Raw genomic sequence first — 18,608 nt, forward strand, 5'->3', positions numbered from 1 at the left:
TACTAAATAGAAATCATGAACAGACACTATATTAAACTTGCTGCTGCTGCTCTGTTATTACAGTTTTCGAGCTGTAAACCAAATTTGGATCTCTCCAACCCGCAGGAATTGTCGACAGATACTTATTATAAAACAGCAGATCAATTGGAAAATTCGGTTATACCCGCATACCAGGCACTGATCGGGCGTACGCAGGGGGGATATGCACGTAGTTTGTATTACGAACTTTTGGCTCCCGGGGACGATTATAACCATACCTTTAAATGGGAGCCCATGTATCAGGATACGTACAATACTCCTGCTAGTGATGGGATGGCAGCCCTTACCTGGAAAGATTTTTGGAACGGGGTTTTTGCGGCGAATTTGGCCATCGACCGTATAACAAATTTTGCAGGTGAAATAGAGCAGAATAGAAAAAATAGACTTTTGGGCGAAGCTTATTTCCTGAGAGCGTTGCATTATTTGCATCTCGGAATACTTTTTGGAGAAACCATTCCGCTGATTAACAAACCGGTGGAAACAAACGAAGATTACTATCCGGGCAATTCACAGGCAGGTGCTGTGTACGCACTGATCGTAGATGATTTTAAAAAAGCTTCGGAATTGTTGCCAACGCGGGCCGCACTCTATGCCGATAGTAAAATGATTGGTCGGGCAACAAAAGGTGCAGCACAAGCTTATCTCGCCAAAACTTACCTTTATAAACCCATTCTAGCAAAAGGACAGACGGCGGATTTTGCAAATGCTGAGATTCAATTAAAAAGTGTTATTGATAGTAAGGAGTACCAATTGATGTCCTCCTATAGAGATAACTTTTTGGAAACGAAAGAGAATAATCAGGAGTCTGTTTTCGAGGTACAACTCTATAATGGGCCAGGTTGGCTCGGGGACGATATATCGAGCTCGTGGCGATGGCAGGAAATCGGCATGTTTGACGGCACCGGTGGCGCTTGGTGGAATCTCGCTCCCAATAAAATGGCACATGATGAATTTGAAGATGGAGATCCTAGAAGGTTTATGACCTTATGGTGCGAGAATGGCGCAAAGTTTACGCAATTGGATGGTAAGGTCACCACTTATACGGACTGGATGAAAAATCTGGCGACCAATAAGGATCTCTATGGTACAAGAAAATATTGCCCAGATGTGCAGATAGCGGATTTTGACAACGGCAATAACGACCGCATTTTTCGGTATAGTGACGTCCTTCTTCTTTATGCGGAGTGTCTTAACGAACGAGGTGATATAGCCGGTGCCAAGCTATATATCAACCTTGTGCGTAAGCGTGCCAATAATATCGTTCCTGATGAGCAGCCTCACATGTGGTATCAAAAATCCAATGGAACAATTCCCGAGGTAGACGGATTGATTGCGCAGGGTTTAGTGAAAAACGGTATTTCGTTGACTACCGTTAAAAATATTATCGTGCATGAGCGATTTGTTGAATTTTTGGGCGAATATCAACGATATTTTGACCTTTTGCGGTGGGGTATGGCCGATCCCGCCTGGCTGGAACCTTTAAAGAAAGGTGGCTGGTCGCCAAAAGCTATGTATTATCCTTTCCCTCAAGCTGAACTGGATAATAATAAAAATTTAAAAGGTAATGAGATGAACAATTGATCTGAGAAAGTTATTGGTTATTTATTCATAGTTAGTGTTAGGTGGAGGTGCCCTTTTCAGGGCACCTTTTTTGGGAATCAACTGAACAAAAAGAATCTGGTGTCGATATTGTACTAGTATTGATCGATTATGTAGTTTCTTTCCTAGGACAATACAGTTATTTTTGATTTTAGAGAAAATAACAAATTATAAACCGAATGATTTTGTCCGGCACTTTGGGCTCAAAGCATTCCAATCGAAGTTCAGATTACAATGGATAGAAGAACAGCAATTAAATGTCTCGGTGCGACTATTCCGAGCCTTTTCCTGAGTAAATTTAGCCTTGCCCAAGCTTATCTGGGAAAAGCTCCTTTTCATCCCGACTGGCGTTCACTAGAAAACTATCAGGTACCTGAGTGGTTCAGGGATGCCAAATTTGGTATCTGGGCCCATTGGGGACCACAGTGTCAACCTGAAAGGGGTGACTGGTACGCACGTGGCATGTATCAGGAGGGATCGGATCAATATCAGTATCATGTCGAAAAATATGGACATCCTTCCGTTTTTGGATTCAAGGATGTGATCCATCAATGGAAAGCTGAAAATTGGGATCCAGAGGAGCTGATGGAGCTCTATAAAAATGCGGGCGCACAATATTTTATGGCTTTGGCCAATCATCATGATAATCTGGATCTTTATCACAGCAGCTACCATAAATGGAATAGTGTCAATGTTGGTCCCAAAAAAGATATTGTTGGCGGCTGGGAGCGTGCTGCTAAAAAGCGAGGGCTCAAATTTGGCGTGAGCGTACATGCGGCCCATGCCTGGACCTGGTATGAACCGGCGCAACGAAGTGATAAAGCCGGAAAGTTTGCCGGAGTGCCTTATGATGGGAAGCTGACAAAGAAAGACGGTGCAGGAAAATGGTGGGCGGGTTACGATCCGCAGGAACTCTACGCTCAGGATCATGAACTTAGTTTGGATAGCAATGACGACAATATGGTTCATCGGCAGTGGCATTGGGATGTCGCCTCCGGCGTGAGCGTACCTAACAAAATGTACTGTGAAAATTTTAAAGCACGTACCCTTGAACTGATGGACAACTACAAACCCGACATGGTTTACTTTGACGATACTGTGCTGCCACTTTATCCAATAAGCAATGTTGGACTGGAAATAGCAGCCGACTTTTATAATAAGAGCATGCAGGCGAATAAGGGTAAGGTTAATGTAGTGATTAACGGTAAAATCCTGAATGAACAGCAACGGAAATGCCTGGTATGGGATATTGAACGTGGACAGAGCAATACCATTGAACCGCAACCCTGGCAGACCTGTACCTGTATCGGTTCGTGGCATTATGATCGACGGATTTACGATAATAATCATTATAAATCGGCCAAAACCGTTATTCATATGTTGATTGATGTGGTCAGTAAAAACGGTAACTTATTGTTAAGTGTACCCTTGCGCGGTGATGGTTCTATCGACGACCGGGCAAAGGAGGTCGTTGAGGGAATAGGAAGTTGGATGGTGGTGCATAAAGAAGCCATTATTGGAACACGTCCATGGCATATTTTTGGCGAAGGGCCGGCACAGGAGGAAGCGCCTTCACTGAGTGTACAGGGCTTCAATGAAGGAAAGGGAAAAGCTTTTACCGGCGATGATATCCGTTTTACGACAAGAGGAAATACATTGTATGCCTTTATCATGGGAACAACGACCGAAAAGCAAATTACAATTAAGTCATTGGGACGCATTGCCGCCCATACGAGAAAGGTCAGTCAGATACAGTTACTCGGGACTGATGATCGGATTTCCTTTCGGCAACTGGACAATGCCCTGCAAGTATCCCTACCAGACGGCTTCGTTCAAAACAATGTCTCTACGGTATTAAAAATTACCTAATAATTTTCACTTTTTGAGCTACTAATTAGATGTTGCGCTTTGGATAAAACGTCCAGAATTGTATCTCGAGGGATAGCAAGGCAGGCTGTATGACTAAAGCGTGCGATATTGAGTCCTATAAAATTGCCTTTGCTATCGACGATCGGACTTCCACATTCGTCAGCATGAATGCGTGAATCGTGGATAAATACTCGCGGAAAATTATCCCTTCGCAATGACTTTCCTTGAGGAATGTTGTTGGCCGGATGTGGGTTTTCCCGAAGGTTCCATCTGGAAAGAATGATCTTCGTATGTAGCTCGGTCACCCCGCGTCGGAAGTGAACCTGGAGTGTATCACCTGCATAAAATTGTTGCATCGCGGCATTGATTTTGGCGGCGCTTGCCACATCATGACCGTTTAATGCAATCATTCTGTCGCCAGCAAGAAGTCCGGCTCGGTCTGCAGCACCCATGCTGTCCACTTTTGTTAATGTTGGAAAGCCTTGGATTTCCTGCATCTGTGCATCGAACGTTCCCGGGATGGGAATTCGTGGGAATGTTTGGGGCGACATGCCGAGGACACCGGTTTTACGCTGATTGGCCGCAAGCAGCGACCACAACTTTATTCCGAGTAAGGAATCAGGAAGGCCTTGCCCGGCTATCTTCGATGCAGTGACTGCCGGAAATTTATGGTCACTCACGAGTGCTATCAGGTCGTTTTTTTCATCTCTGAACAAGATCTTCAAGGCATAGTTTCTGTTGTGAATTGTGGCGATTGGCGCCGCACCAACCTGGCTGCTTTTGGATAAAATTACCTGCTTATTGTTTGCCAGGTTAAATGCAGTACCTAATATATGCGTTCGATCTCCGTTTAATGTACTACCGATGGGGATGGGCTGAACGTTTGTTTTCGGATCTTGAGCTGGTTTTTTGAGCCCCAATTCCGCGAGCTTTTTTGCTAAGGGATCACTACCGATTGAATCGGGAGCAGTGGGGTAACTGCTGATCGCAGCTGGATGAGTCAGCGACCGCCAATAGATGCGATAGCTGTTTACAGGAACCTCAAAATTGCTACCCTCCGCAGCGTCAATACGGCTATGTAGACCAATTACGCGGCCTAGGGCATCAAACAAGGGGCCTCCGGAATCACCGGGCTCCATGATACTGCTGCTTTGAATGAAACCATAGTCATCCATTTTTTTTAGAATGCGTCCAGCGCGAAGAAAGGGAAAGTTGAAGGGCAGGGTTTCGGGATAGGATAGCCCAAAGCAGCGTTGGTTTTCAGAGATGGATGAGGACCAGCCCATCTCGGCAAAAGGCCAGGGGCCTTCGCCCTGCATCTTCATCATGGCAATATCGGGCAAGTTGCTCTGTTGGTCGACGACCAGTCGTCCGAGCGCTTTGGCAAGACCCTGCTTGCCATTAGGAAAAATCACACGATAGAAATTGCCCGGCTTCGTGGAATGCGCCACAGTGAGGATAGATCCATCCGCGCACACGATGACTCCACTGAAAGGCGCACTGTTTTGTTGACCGCTCACACTGTCTATACCGAACATTTTTATGGAAGCCGCTAGCGCCCGGTCAATAATAGATCTCGGTATCTCGCGGTCAGCGGTCTGCTTGCTCTGTGCTAAGCAGCAATTGTAACACGTGATCAAGCACAAAATTGTCCAAATAATGAGGTATTGGAGGAGAGTGCTTTCAGAAAATTTTTTGGAACAAGGTATCATACTGTAAATAGGTTGATTTATTGGATTAGGTTTTGCTTTACAAAGCCACAGCTCAAAGGTAGCGGATTTGTTAACAGAAAAACAAGGGTAAAGAAACAGTTCTGAATAAATTATTGACCTTAGCTTGTTTTTAATGCGGTTTGCTGAAAAATTTATGGCTTAATACAGAAAAATTAAGAAAAAATAATAGGAAAAATCTAGAAATAGGTCGGCCATAGGAAGTATCCATTCTTTTTAGTTATCTTTATCCACGAAAAGATTAACTGCTTGCTAAACCGATCTACCGATGAACTATACGAGCGAAAAAGAGCTGCTTGAAGACTTCCTAAACGGGGAGGAGCAGGCTTGCGCGCATGTATACAACCGTTATTTTAGTCGCATTTGTTTATATGCATCGAGTTTTGTGGATGAAAGTAAAGAAGCTGAAGATATTGCCGAGGAGGGATTTATCCGCTTGTGGCAGAGCAGACGGCGCTTTGAAAGTTTATCACATCTGAAGGCAGCCCTTTATCAGGCTACGCGTCATGTAGGAATCAATCACCAGACCGCCCGGAAGCGAAGATTAAATAGGGTCGATAGTTACGTGGCGAAACAGGAGCCGGATCAAAAATCCCATTTACATGAGGTTGTCTATGCCGAAACAATGGCCGAACTATACGATGCCATTCAGAAGCTACCTCCAAAAGCACGTGAAATTATTCAGCTAAGCTACCTCGAAGGCAACAGCAATCAGGAAATTGCGGATCTATTGCAGCTAAATATTCAAACGGTAAAAAATCAAAAATTACGTGCCCTAGGCCTGCTGCGCCAACATTTGAAACGCGATTCCTTTAATTATCTGCTCTCGTTGATCGTTCTTTTTGGAAAAATTTAATTTTTTTTTTATTGCCTTTGGTACTTTTTTAAATTGGTGTGGTATCTATAGATGAAATAGTTCAAAATGGATTCTAAAGAAGTAGAAAAACTTATTCGTATCAGTTCGCTTGTCCTCCACGAAATGCGGGGAACGCTTAGCGACGGAGACCGCTTTTTTCTGGAGAACTGGCTACAAGAATCCGCAATGAACAAACAGATCTATCAACGTTGTCTGGATGAGGCGCAGCAGCGTGATGGGTATGCTAGTTTGCAGCATTTTGAAAAGCAACGTAATTTTGAGTCGATAAAAGCTAAGCTTTCCTTCCATTCTTCAAAGAAAAGGTCTGGACTACTGAAGCGTTTATGGCCTTATGTTGCCGCCGCCAGTGTGGTGTTGGCCCTTTCTGTCGTTTGGTACTGGAATCAGGATAACAGTCGACTGGTTCAAACGCAGCGGGTGGCTGTAAATGACCGCCTTCCGGCTTCGCATCAGGCGATTATAACGCTCTCGGACGGCAGACAGTATGCCTTGAATGGGGGCGAAAAACAAGTCGTGATCGATGGCAATGGCATACGTTATGATGACGGTCATGAGGTTGCGTCGATCAACGCCGCAGTATCTGCCCGGATAGAAACTCCGCGTGGTGGTACTTACGAAGTCACTTTGCCCGATGGTACTCTGGTCAAACTAAATGCAGGGACGATACTATCTTACCCGACAGTATTCGCGAAAGACAGACGCGAGGTCAGTCTCCGAGGCGAGGCCTATTTTGAAGTTAAAAAACGGAAAGATCAACCTTTTATAGTCCACACCCAAAATCAGCAGGTACAGGTACTTGGAACACACTTTAATATCAATGCCTATCAGACAGCAACAGAAACAAAAACAACTTTGCTGGAGGGTAAAGTGCAGGTAAAAGAACTGATCAAAGACCAAAAAGTAACCTTGCTGCCAGGCGATCAGTCGGTCAACACCGGAACGGAGCTGACCAAGCATCCGGTCAACGTACAGCAGGAAATCGCCTGGGTATACGGAAAATTTAACTTTGACGGAAAATCACTTCGGCAGGTCATGGATGAACTGTCCCAATGGTATGCGATTGATGTGGTTTATAAGGGCGATGTACCTGATGCTTCCTTCTTCGGAGGAACATTCAGAACGAGCAAATTATCAACCATCCTCAAAATATTAAAAGATCAGGATCTGTCGTATCATTTGACGGACGATGGGAAACTCATCATTGAAAATAATAATCCTAAAGCACAGAAAGGAGGGCAATAAAGAACGAAAATTATACATTACCATACAATATGAATTAACAAATTGGGCAGTGGATCCTATCATCTAAGCAAATGGATCCTGCAATCTAACCTAACTAAACTAACTAGAATTAATGAAATTAAGTTGTTTTTCACAAGCGACCAGACCCCTTTTATGGCTAGTTTTTGCTGTCTTAGTCCAGCTGGGCCATAAGGTAAATGCGCAGACCGTAACCTATGCCGGGCGCAATATTCCACTGATGGATGTGCTGCAGGTTGTCAAACTTCAGACGAACTACGAGGTGCTTGGAGCCAAAAAGATGTTGGAATCGGCAAAGCCAATTTCCATCAAAGCGGACAAAATGCCCCTTAGATTATTTCTTGATAAAATTTTAAGTCCGCAGGAAATCGGCTATACAATTGAATCGAAGACAATTTTCCTGGAAAGGAAAGCAAGTCGACGGAAAGCTGAAGCCAAAAACCTTCCGCAAGGGGAAAAATCAATCCAAAAACAGATCCGGGGAAAAGTCCTGGGAAAAGACCGGATGCCTCTTTCCGGAGTGAATATTTCACAGCTAGGCAATACCATCGCAGTAGCCGATCAAGAGGGACATTTTTCCTTTGTTGGTACAATGCAACCGCTTACATTAAGTCGGGTTGGTTATAAAAACTTCAGCCTTACTTTGGTCGAAAATAAAGAGGAGTACAACGTACAGATGGAAGAAGAGGCGAATGCACTAGAGCAGGTTGTTGTTACCGGTTATCAGGTGCTAAAAAAAGATTCCTACACGGGAACAGCAATTACCAAAAGCGGGGAGGAGCTGCGGCAGGTAAATCCGCAAAACGTCCTACAGGCCATGCAGGTATTTGATCCTTCTTTTAAAATTTTGCCCAACAATTTAGCTGGGTCTAACCCCAATGCGCTTCCTAATATTAATGTGCGTGGTTCCTCAGCGTTACCGAGTGGAAGTACAGATGTGCTGCGTCGTGATAATGTCACGACAACGATGAATTTACCAGCTTTTATCTTGGATGGCTTTGAAGTTAGCCTGGAAAAAGTAATGGATTTGGATATGACGCGCATTGAGAGTGTCACCACGTTGAAAGATGCGGCGGCGAGTGCTATCTACGGTTCACGTGCAGCTAATGGCGTAATGGTAATCGTCACCAAGGCTCCCAAAGAAGGTAAATTGCAGGTAACCTATACGCATGAAACTAATGTCAATATGCCAGATTTGTCAGGTTATAATCTATTAAATGCAACGGATAAGCTTGCTTATGAGAAGCTTGCAGGGCTCTATGATGGTGAGAAACAACGTCAATCGCAGGACATATTGGACGAATTATACTATCATAAACTGGCAAATGTACTTGGGGGAATAGATACCTATTGGCTATCGCAACCGGTACGTACAGCAGTTGGGCAAAAACATGGCGTTTTCTTAGAAGGTGGGGCACAAACTTTTCGCTATGGTGTGGATATGCGTTACCAAACGCGACCGGGGGTGATGAAAGGTTCCGGCAGAAACCAGTATTCCGGAGGATTAAATTTTAGTTACAATCCAAAAAATAAAATTCGTTTTCAGAATGAGCTCTCCATTACTGTTGTCGATGGCCGTGAATCTCCTTATGGTAGTTTTGAAAATTTTGTTAAAATGAATCCTTATTATAGACTGAAAGATGATCAAGGTAACATCACACAATTGTCGGATCGTTGGATCAGGGTAGATCCTTCAGGAAATAGAAATGAGGAGTATGTGCTTAATCCTGCATATGATGCAACATTGAGCAGTTATAACAAATCGGGCTATACCGAATTATTGAATAACCTTTCGGCTGACGTTGATCTCGGTAAGGGGCTGCGCCTTCGGGGATTGCTTTCTTTGTTGAAACGGATGAATACGGGTGACGATTTTCGTTCGCCTTTGTCTAACGAATTTTATTCCTACGAAACTTCTAGGGCAGATGAAAGAGGAAGCTATGGAAGTTATAGCAACGACGAGTTGTATTGGGATGGGAATGTACGTTTGAATTGGGACCGAAATATAGGAAAGCATTATTTCAATATGATTGCTGGTGCCAATATAAGAACGGAAAGTTATGATGAACGCTATTTCAAAGCAATTGGTTTTCCGAATGACCGTTTTACTGACATTGGTTTTGCGAAAGGTTATGAAGAGGGAAAAAGCCCCGAAACAAAAGTAGGCGCTTCTCGTCTATTTGGTTCTTTCTTAAGTGGTAATTATAGTTATGACAACCGCTATCTGTTTGATGCGACCTTACGCATCGACGGTTCGTCAAAGTTTGGTGCGAATAAGCGGACTGCACCTTTTTGGTCAACGGGAATCGGCTGGAATATGCACAATGAAAAATGGTTTGCCACCAAGATAATTAGTCAGCTACGCCTTCGAGCAACTGTTGGTTTGACGGGTTCGGTTCAATTTGACCCTTATATGTCGCGCGTTACTTATTCTTATGATAAAAACAATTGGTACTCGTCGGGATTGGGAAGTACAGTGCGTAATTATGGCAATGAGAACCTTGCTTGGCAGAGGACGCAATCGGTGGACTTGGGTGTAGATATCGGCTTTTGGAATAACAAATTAACGTTTTCACTGCGTAACTATAGTAAAATTACGAAGGATATTTTGGCGGACATCAATATTGCTCCTTCAACAGGATTTGGTTCCTATAAGGAAAATCTGGGCGATATGGAGAATAAGGGAATCGAGCTCGGGGTTAATTGGCAGGCGATCAAAAGTGAGAAATGGACATTGAGCTTGCTGGCTAATCTGGTACAAAATCGTAATAAGATTGTGCGTATTTCCAATGCATTGAAAAGTTACAATGAACGTGCAGATGAGGAGCAGCAGAAAGATGAATTTAAAGCTGTGCCCTTATTGCGTTATGAGGAAGGACAGTCAATGGATGCCATTTACGCAGTTCCATCGTTGGGTATAGATCCTGAAAGCGGACGGGAAGTCTTTGTGAAACGAGATGGTAGCCTGACCTATACCTGGGATCCACGGGATATCGCGGTAGTTGGTGTAGCTACGCCAAAAATGGAGGGGTCTTTCGGGGGCACCTTACGTTACCAGCAGTGGATGTTGGTCGCCTATTTCCAAACGCGTATGGGGGGCAAAACCTATAATCAGACCCTCGTAGATCGCGTGGAAAATGCAGACCCACGTTACAATGTGGATGCCAGAGTGCTTGAGGAACGATGGAAAAATCCAGGAGATCACACGTTTTTTAAGAGTATTGAGGATTTGGGACGAAGCGAGTTATCTTCTCGTTTTGTGATGCCAGACAATCTATTAACACTGCAATCCCTGAATATCTCTTATGATGCGAATCAAGCTTTTGCCAATCGCTTGGCGCTGGCGAGTTTGCGCGTAGGCCTGATTGGCAATGATATTTTTCGCTGGTCTAATGTGAAGGAGGAGCGGGGCATTAACTATCCTTTTGCACGATCAGTGACCTTAACATTACAGGCTAGATTTAAATAAGGTTTGCTAAGACCAAGATGTAGATTGATAACAATCTTATTCTTGAAAATTGCTTGATACAAACGAACTAACATATGAAAAAGAAAAATATATTTATCCTCTTACTTTGCAGTATCTGCCTGTTTTCCTGTCAGAAGTGGCTGGATATACAGCCACAGAGTGAGGTCGAAAAAGATCGGCTCTTTACTACGGAGGATGGTTTTAAGGAAGCACTATTGGGAATCTATACCCGCTGTGCTAACGGCGATCTCTACGGTAAAGAATTGACAATTGGCACACCTGAAGTCCTTGTGCAGAATTATACCATTCCAAACAATGATCCTCTTCGTTATCAAAAGACCGCACGATTTTTATACGATGACGGTGACTTTAAAGATCGCAAAGACAATATTTGGAAAGGTTTATATCATGGGATAGTGAATGCTAATCTTTTATTAGCCGAAATCGATGGAAAAAGAAATCTGTTTGTTGGAGACAACTATGCTTTGATCAAGGGTGAGGCGCTGGCTTTGCGTGCGTTCCTTCATTTCGACGCCTTACGTTTGTTTGCTCCAGCACCTATCGTGAATGCGCAGGCAGATGCAATCCCCTATGTTACAAAATATTCAAATAAAACGACGCCCTTGAGCAAAGTGTCCGCAGTGCTGGATTCTGTCATTGCAGATCTGACGATCGCGAAAGATTTATTAAAGGTAGATCCAATACGCGCGGCTTCTTATGTGGTAGGTTATCCAACAGAAAGGGACACATTGGCGAACTCGGAATTGAGCAGTAGCAGTCTCTTTTTGCAAAATAGGAGACATCGGCTGAATTATTATGCCGTATGTGGTGCGCTAGCCCGGGTGTATCTCTATAAAGGAGATAAATCCAACGCTTTAGCAAATGCGCTGGAAGTCATTGCGTCCAAGAAATTTCCTTGGACAAATAACACTGATTTTCAATCCGTCAAGGAGGATAAGAAGGACAGGATTCTTTATAAAGAGCTTTTATTTGCCTGGTATATTCCCGGAATGAACCTGGAGTATAATCAAGAATGGTTTAGTACGGGGCGGATGAATCTGGATAAAGAAGAGGGACGGACAATATATGAAGTCGGTGGAAACGGCGGCGGTGATCTGCGTTATACCCAATGGTTCGGTTCGGTGAGTGTGGGCACTACGGCTTTAAGTTCGCTGGTAAAATACAATAGAAACACATTCAGCGATGATTTTGAGGCTAATCTGCACTATCTAATGGCGCCAGCGATACGCTTAAGCGAGCTCTACTATATTGCTGCGGAATGTAACTATGAAAGCAACCCTACTGTAGCGGCACAATATCTGAATCAGGTGCGCATACAGCGCGGTATAGGAGAACCTGCTGACGTATCGACGGTGACAAAATTCCGCACAGAATTACTCAAGGAATACCGTAAGGAGATGTATGCCGAAGGCCAGCTTTTTTATGCTTATAAGCGTTTAAACGCTCCTATTATTGGAGAAAAAGGCACCGTCATTCCAGCAAACCAAAAAATCTTTGTATGGCCATTGCCGAGTGATGAAATAACTTATGGACAACGCTAATATAAAATAGAATGAAAAAAAATAGTTATATACTGCTGCCATTTGTTTTATTCCTGTTCTTTTCTTGTCAGAAAACAGAACTAAAAACATACGACGCAGCTGCTAATGTTTATTTCGATCTGAGTTCACAAGCACGCGATAGTATCGTATATACTTTTGCCTATGAAATGACCAGAGCATCGGATACACTTTATATCCCTGTTCGGTTAATGGGCAATCGGATGGGAGATCAGCGCCATTTTCAGGTTTACGTGGAGAAGGATTCCTCCACTGCACGGAGTAGTGAACATTATGAAGCATTGTTCGCAGAATATCCCTTGGAAGCAGATCGCGGAATTGGCTATGTCCCATTAATTATCCATAATACCAGGGATTTAGAAGAAAAATCAGTATCGCTTATCTTAAAATTGAAAGCAAGCCCAGATTTCGGTATTGATGATCCGCGGCTGATACGAACATATATCGTTCTTTCGGCACAACTGGAAAAACCAAATTGGTGGGATAATTGGTCGCCATTGGGTGAATATTCAAGGGTAAGGCATCAATTGTTTTTTATAGCAACAGAACAGCGGCAGCTGTCCACCGAGGGATTGGATGCTCCAAAGAACCTCTACTTTGCCAATTTGTTGACCATTATGCTTAATGATCCTTTTAAATGGGTAGCGGACCATCCTGAAAAAGGCTATGTGTTGGAAAGCAGGGATAATGGTCAAAGCTATATCTTCTACCATAAGGACAATCCCAATCGACCAATTCAGTTGAAAAAAAATACTGGCGTGGGTAAATTTTTCTTTATTGATGAATCAGGAAAGGAGCTTAGATAAAATGAAAAAGTTGATAATAAGCATTGTCGTATTGAGTTTGTTAGCGGCCTGCTATAAGGACAAAGGAAATTATGTTATCGATATGCCTGAGTCACCGGTGTTACAAAATTTGGATACGCTCTATGAAGCAATGACAGGCGATAGTCTTATTGTACAGCCTAAAATTACAGGTATAGCTACCGAAGATCTGGAATGTGACTGGCGTATTGATGTTCCGGAGGCCCTTGTGCCAGAAGCCAACCATTATAAAGGGAATGCGCTAAGGATAGTTTTTGGTCTAGAAGCAAAACGTTATACCGCTCGGCTTACTGTAACAAACAAAGCTAATGGGATGAAATATTTTTACCCTTTTAAAATCCAGGGGGTGACAGAGTTTTCTAGGGGTACTTTGGTCTTATCTCAGGATCAGGGTACTGGTAAACTCTCTTTTATTAAACCTGACAACAGTGTTCAGCCTAATATCTATGAAGTTATTAATGGGCAACCTCTACCGGTAGACCCTTTGCAGTTGCACTATGTAAGGAACCAATTTACAGGCAATACGCCGTTAGGGTATTGGATTATTTCGAAGCAAGCCGGAGTTCGCTTGAATGTTAATACCCTAAAAAAGGAGAGTTTAAAGCCTGGGACTTTATTCGATAATTTCTTTTTAGCTCCTTCGACCATTAAGGTTGGGAATCTTCAGGCGCATCCACAAGGGGTTCTATTGGGTGTAATCAATGATAAATTCTATGGTGGAGCAACAACAACATGGGATCAGTCGGCAACTTATGGGATGTTTGGTACGTATGCGGATGGGGAGTATGACTTGGCTTCGAAATTTGTGCTTTCGACAGCTAACAACAATTATACGGTCATTGCTTTTGAAAAAAATAAGAAACAATTTGTCCGCATTAATCTCTATGGGTCACCGATGTATTTTGGAACGCAGTATAGTGCGATTAATTCAGCTATTTTTAATCCTACTAATGTAGGTATGGACTTGTTGCAGTTGGTGCAGATCAATAATGCGGACACCTACGCTTATGTGAAAAATGCAACTGGTCAAATCTATGAGTTGATGTTTAATGTGAACTTTTCGGGGCCATTTAACTTCACTTCGGGTCATAAACGACTTTTTATACGGCCAGAATGGATCACCGCTGATACAAAAATGTTGGCAAGTCGTAGTGGTTATATTTACGTTGCAGTACAAAATCAAGTTTTTCGCTACAACCCTTTGAGTGAACAAGTGCAGCTATTAAAGACAGCTATTAAGAGCGAGGTCACTATGCTCAAATTGGAGGATGATGAGAATACTCTTATTGTTGGATCAGTAGGAACACTCTATTATCTCGATATTCAAGTCGGTAAAAATGGCGAGCTTGTCAAAAAAATCGAGGGTATTCCGGGAAATCCTGTTGACATGACCTGGCGTAAGTAAAAAGAATAAAAATAAAATCTAATCATATAAACATGAAAAATTTAAAAATAGCAGCTTTGGCACTGGCATTTTTACCCGTGGCATCATTTGCGCAGCAAGCAAATTTCCAGATCAATGGAAGTGTACCAAAAGCTTTCAATGGTAAAAAAGTGTATCTGGATTATACAAAAGATGGATTTCCGGCATCGGATTCGTCTGCTATTGTGAATGGTAAGTTTAGTTTTAAAGGGACAGTAGAGGAGCCTGCTTATTCAAGAATGGTTTTTGATCAAGAGGGCAAAGGAAAATTGATCGCACAGAATATTGGTGACCGTTTATACTTTTATTTGGCCAATGAGACTTACAACATGACTATCAAAGATTCGTTGCGTACCGCTGCCATAAAAGGGTCGCCGTTGCATAATGCGTATGTCGCTTATTTAAATGAAATTGGCGGTGGTTTCATGGATATTATTGATGCCGGAAATAAAGCTTTTGCCACTGTAGATAAAAATGCAGCTGACGCCAATGAACAGTACAAAGCGATTCACGAAAAGTTTGAAGCTCGGTTTGAAGCACGTCGGGTAAAGGAACTGGCATTTGCAGCAAAAAATCCGAGTTCAATCTTTGCGGTGGACGCTCTTATAGATGCGGCCAATAAACGTAAGCTCAGTGAGATTGAACCTTTATTTTTAAAATTGTCCAAGGAGGTACGCCAAATGACGAATGCACGGCAGCTGGAAGCACGCTTTCTAGCTGAAAGGAGTGTGAAAATTGGCAATAAGGCTCCTGATTTTTCCCAACCGGACACAAATGGGAAAATGGTCAAAGTATCCGATTTTAAAGGCCAGTATGTGCTGATCGACTTTTGGGCAAGCTGGTGTAGTCCTTGTCGTGCTGAAAACCCCAACTTATTGAAGGCATACAACAAATATAAAAGTAAGGGATTGGAAGTGCTCGCTGTATCCCTGGATGATACAAAAGGGAAAAATGCCTGGATAAAAGCGATTAAGGATGATGGATTGCCTTGGGTACATGTTGCAGATCTAAAGGGCTGGAGCAATGAGGCTGCAGTATTATATGGCGTACGTGCTGTGCCACAGAATTATCTGGTGGATCCGAAAGGAAACATTGTTGCGATCAATATCAAAGGAGAACTGCTGCATCAGGAATTGGCCAAAATTTTTGGAAACTAAGGAGCTAGTGCATGTTCATTGACCCGTGAACGGAATGATGCCGTATATGAAAGATACATACATTGATGATCTTCAATACGACGGGAATATATTATAGCTAGGGATTGAATCCCTAGCTTTTTTATTGCTGTGTTTTCTTCAGAATCTTAAGCATGCTGGTCGCATAATTTTTGCCCAGTTGCCGATATCCTGCCGGACTAAAGTGCAGTCCATCGCCAATGCCGGCACAGTCTGCTGAGGAGACGATATGTGCTGTCGGTACAGTGGCAGGCAATGTCTGGATGATGCTGTTCATGCTTGCGCACTTGCCTCCGGCTTCGGCCGATAGGAGTTCGCCTGCAAGTAGGGGCACTTCGTCTGCTTTCAAGTGCAAATCGCGCAATAGATTTCCATATACTTTTTTTACTTTATTAGGCCATTCGCGATCGCCAGTGTTGGATTCGCCCTGATGAAGTAAGATGCCTTTGATTACACCTTTCTGTTGTGCTATTTTGGCTAATGCTACAAGTCTTTGATACGGGTTATTGTCATAAGCTGCAAGCATGGATTTCATCCATTCCGGTGCCTTTGCCACATAGCTGGCCGTGCTGTCTTGATCAAATAACTGAATATGGCAACCACCTACCGAAACGTTGATGACACCGACCTCGATATTTTGGGGAAGATTTTCTGCAAGCATTCTGCCAAAATAATCTGCAGGTGTAAGTCCCGTATGACAACGCGTGAGCGGTGCACGGGCGGGAGACCACTTGTCGTACTGCCTTCCCAATTCGGGGCAGTCTACTGCCGCAAGTACGTGGAACCGACTATTGGTGATGGTATCCTGTGGTTCGAATTGGCCATGGCCCTCCATATTGGATTGTCCAAAACAAAGGTATATATGAAAGTTTTTGTCTTGGGCGAAAGCTGCTGTTGCAGTTAAACTGTAATATAGAATAAGAAGCTGCAAAATGTTAGAAAATTTTTGTTGCATGGTGAATTTTGAATGTTTTTGTTAAAAAAAGTATTCGCGGTAAGTATTACCTACCGCGAAAAAGGATGTATGTAAGGGATTTGGAAAAAATAAGTGTTTCGTTTTAGTAGTTTATGATCTATCTCTTTTGCATCAAAGCTTCAATAACAGCCTGGTAAGCGGGCTTTCGGACAAATCCTTCGGTCCATAAACCAATCGGCTCTCCGCGACGCCAGAATGAACTCTCCTGATCGGGGCTATCCAATGGGCTCCATATAGTAATACCGTACTGTTTATCCTTTGGAATGATTTCGAGATATTTCTCAACGACATATCTGTACATGTCAGCTTGTTTCTGATACATTTCAGCCGTGGCATTGCTAGTCTTGATGCCATTTCCTAAGCCAATGTCCAGCTCCGATACTTTGATCATCTTACCTGTGGCGGCCAATAGATTGAACATACTGACAATATTGTCTTTGCTGGTATGGATATCGATGTGCATCTGGGTGCCGATCCCATCTACTTTAACACCTTTGCTTTCAATGTAGCTGACATACGCGATTAGCCCCTTACATTTGTCGCCACTGCCTTCTAAGCCATAATCATTGATGAATAGGAGATCGTTGGCATTGCCATATTTGCGGGCAAGCTGGAAGGCTTTTACGGCATAATCTTTCCCTAAGTAATCCTGCCAGTAGAATTCGTCATCAGCCAGATCGGTTTTTCCGATTCCGGTCTTTAAGGCATATTGGTCTGGCCAGTCGGACATCGGTTCGTTAACGACATCCCAGGCTTTGATATAACCTTTGGTTTTTTCCAGCATACCAGCAATAAATGTCTCCAGCGCTTTGGTGAGTATGGTTTCTTTCTCTGCCGGTGTTTTTTCAATAATGTAGCCTCCAGGACTGCCATAACCCTCACCATCTGCAGACTGTGCTCTAGTAGAGTTATTTCCCCAGCCGCCCCAGCCATCAATATTGCTTTCAAAGTCCCCGTTAGCAATCAGATTGGCTGAACTACCTGTTTTTGTGAGCACGACCTTGTCGATAAAAATAGTGCCGTCGTATTGGCCGAAGTTGATGATAAGACGATCGCGGTCAGCAGTTGCAGTAACTTTGAGTTCGTACTCTTTGTAACTTGTCGTTAATGCTAAGGTACCCATATTGTCCCCGGTAAAATTGGAGCTAGTCTGCAAATCGATGCCTATGTTGCCCGCTTTAGTGCCCCGGGCAACAATCTTCAAGACATACTCTTTACCCTCCTCGGTGGGATTAATGCCATAAGCTGTCTGTGCTTCCCAGGGATTGACAACAGAAGGGTTGCTCATTTTTAAAGCATGACCAGCTAGTGCCGGGCCACCCGAACCTGGTATAACAACAGGAGCGATTAACTTATTCAGATAGGCGGCATTCTGTCCCGAGTGCCAGCACAACGTATGCCCATATAACGCCATGTTGTTTTCCTGTGCGGCTGTGATCAGCTGTTCTACACCTGATAGATTCAGGCTTCCGTCGGCTTGCACAATGGAGCCATGCTTCATTTCATAGCCCATGACCATTTCTTCAAAATTGCGGTTTGCAAGTCGGTACAGTACCCCTTTGTTGAAATAGTCATTCATGTTGAGTGCAACGCCAAATTTAAACCCTGGATTTGCCTGTTTGTCTAAATAACTTTTTAGGGGATTGTAGGCGTTTATATCTTCTTGTGCGAGTATTTTTTCCGGTTTATCGACTGTATATTCCGGAGCGTGATATTTGGAACAGGAACTCCAGACGGTGCCGAGCGAAAGTAGGATGACGATAGTTTTATTGATTTTTTTCATGGTT

Annotated in this window: 12 protein-coding genes; 9 read left to right on the forward strand and 3 right to left on the reverse strand. The window is 43.3% G+C overall.

Going from position 1 to position 18,608, the window contains the following annotated elements:
- Positions 1-15: 15 nt before the first annotated feature.
- Positions 16-1,620, forward strand: a complete 1,605-nt coding sequence (locus B4G94_RS08840) for a RagB/SusD family nutrient uptake outer membrane protein (protein ID WP_286858339.1) — start codon at positions 16-18, stop codon at positions 1,618-1,620.
- 252 nt (positions 1,621-1,872) lie between these two features.
- Positions 1,873-3,507, forward strand: a complete 1,635-nt coding sequence (locus B4G94_RS08845; RefSeq protein WP_286858341.1) for an alpha-L-fucosidase — start codon at positions 1,873-1,875, stop codon at positions 3,505-3,507.
- Here B4G94_RS08845 and B4G94_RS08850 read toward each other — a convergent pair.
- Positions 3,504-5,147, reverse strand: coding sequence for a trypsin-like peptidase domain-containing protein (locus tag B4G94_RS08850; protein WP_286858342.1), 1,644 nt, complete (start codon positions 5,145-5,147; stop codon positions 3,504-3,506). The two genes, B4G94_RS08845 and B4G94_RS08850, sit on opposite strands and share 4 nt — an antisense overlap.
- A gap of 358 nt (positions 5,148-5,505) precedes the next feature.
- Here B4G94_RS08850 and B4G94_RS08855 point away from each other — a divergent pair, with 358 nt between their 5' ends.
- The 7 genes from B4G94_RS08855 to B4G94_RS08885 all read left to right on the forward strand — a co-directional run bounded on the left by B4G94_RS08855 (position 5,506) and on the right by B4G94_RS08885 (position 15,827).
- Positions 5,506-6,093: an RNA polymerase sigma factor gene (locus tag B4G94_RS08855; RefSeq protein ID WP_286858344.1), complete on the forward strand. Its 588-nt coding sequence runs from the start codon at positions 5,506-5,508 to the stop codon at positions 6,091-6,093.
- 66 nt (positions 6,094-6,159) lie between these two features.
- Positions 6,160-7,356, forward strand: coding sequence for a FecR family protein (locus B4G94_RS08860; protein ID WP_286858346.1), 1,197 nt, complete (start codon positions 6,160-6,162; stop codon positions 7,354-7,356).
- A gap of 112 nt (positions 7,357-7,468) precedes the next feature.
- Entirely contained in the window at positions 7,469-10,843 is a 3,375-nt protein-coding gene (locus B4G94_RS08865; protein WP_286858347.1) for a SusC/RagA family TonB-linked outer membrane protein, read from the forward strand.
- 74 nt (positions 10,844-10,917) lie between these two features.
- Complete coding sequence (locus B4G94_RS08870) at positions 10,918-12,405, forward strand: RagB/SusD family nutrient uptake outer membrane protein (RefSeq protein WP_286858348.1); 1,488 nt, start codon at positions 10,918-10,920, stop codon at positions 12,403-12,405.
- 11 nt (positions 12,406-12,416) lie between these two features.
- Positions 12,417-13,229, forward strand: a complete 813-nt coding sequence (locus B4G94_RS08875) for a DUF4843 domain-containing protein (protein ID WP_286858350.1) — start codon at positions 12,417-12,419, stop codon at positions 13,227-13,229.
- Position 13,230: 1 nt separating this feature from the next.
- Entirely contained in the window at positions 13,231-14,652 is a 1,422-nt protein-coding gene (locus tag B4G94_RS08880) for a PKD-like family lipoprotein (RefSeq protein ID WP_286858351.1), read from the forward strand.
- 32 nt (positions 14,653-14,684) lie between these two features.
- Positions 14,685-15,827: an AhpC/TSA family protein gene (locus tag B4G94_RS08885; protein ID WP_286858353.1), complete on the forward strand. Its 1,143-nt coding sequence runs from the start codon at positions 14,685-14,687 to the stop codon at positions 15,825-15,827.
- A 121-nt stretch (positions 15,828-15,948) separates the two neighbouring features.
- On the opposite strand, the gene B4G94_RS08890 is transcribed toward B4G94_RS08885, so the two are convergent.
- Positions 15,949-16,800, reverse strand: a complete 852-nt coding sequence (locus B4G94_RS08890) for a sialate O-acetylesterase (protein ID WP_286858354.1) — start codon at positions 16,798-16,800, stop codon at positions 15,949-15,951.
- A 118-nt stretch (positions 16,801-16,918) separates the two neighbouring features.
- A complete protein-coding gene (locus B4G94_RS08895; protein WP_286858355.1) occupies positions 16,919-18,604 on the reverse strand; it encodes an endo-1,4-beta-xylanase in 1,686 nt (561 codons plus the stop codon).
- Positions 18,605-18,608 lie beyond the last annotated feature (4 nt).

Origin of the sequence: Sphingobacterium sp. UBA7625 (genome assembly GCF_002484085.1) — a bacterium.
Lineage (GTDB): Bacteria > Bacteroidota > Bacteroidia > Sphingobacteriales > Sphingobacteriaceae > Sphingobacterium > Sphingobacterium athyrii.

Excerpts from the sequence above, each read along its gene's own strand:
- B4G94_RS08840 (WP_286858339.1), top strand. The coding sequence starts at position 16 with ATGAACAGACACTATATTAAACTTGCTGCTGCTGCTCTGTTATTACAG.
- B4G94_RS08845 (WP_286858341.1), top strand. The coding sequence starts at position 1,873 with ATGGATAGAAGAACAGCAATTAAATGTCTCGGTGCGACTATTCCGAGC.
- B4G94_RS08855 (WP_286858344.1), top strand. The coding sequence starts at position 5,506 with ATGAACTATACGAGCGAAAAAGAGCTGCTTGAAGACTTCCTAAACGGG.
- B4G94_RS08860 (WP_286858346.1), top strand. The coding sequence starts at position 6,160 with ATGGATTCTAAAGAAGTAGAAAAACTTATTCGTATCAGTTCGCTTGTC.
- B4G94_RS08865 (WP_286858347.1), top strand. The coding sequence starts at position 7,469 with ATGAAATTAAGTTGTTTTTCACAAGCGACCAGACCCCTTTTATGGCTA.
- B4G94_RS08870 (WP_286858348.1), top strand. The coding sequence starts at position 10,918 with ATGAAAAAGAAAAATATATTTATCCTCTTACTTTGCAGTATCTGCCTG.
- B4G94_RS08875 (WP_286858350.1), top strand. The coding sequence starts at position 12,417 with ATGAAAAAAAATAGTTATATACTGCTGCCATTTGTTTTATTCCTGTTC.
- B4G94_RS08880 (WP_286858351.1), top strand. The coding sequence starts at position 13,231 with ATGAAAAAGTTGATAATAAGCATTGTCGTATTGAGTTTGTTAGCGGCC.
- B4G94_RS08885 (WP_286858353.1), top strand. The coding sequence starts at position 14,685 with ATGAAAAATTTAAAAATAGCAGCTTTGGCACTGGCATTTTTACCCGTG.
- B4G94_RS08890 (WP_286858354.1), bottom strand. The coding sequence starts at position 16,800 with ATGCAACAAAAATTTTCTAACATTTTGCAGCTTCTTATTCTATATTAC.
- B4G94_RS08895 (WP_286858355.1), bottom strand. The coding sequence starts at position 18,604 with ATGAAAAAAATCAATAAAACTATCGTCATCCTACTTTCGCTCGGCACC.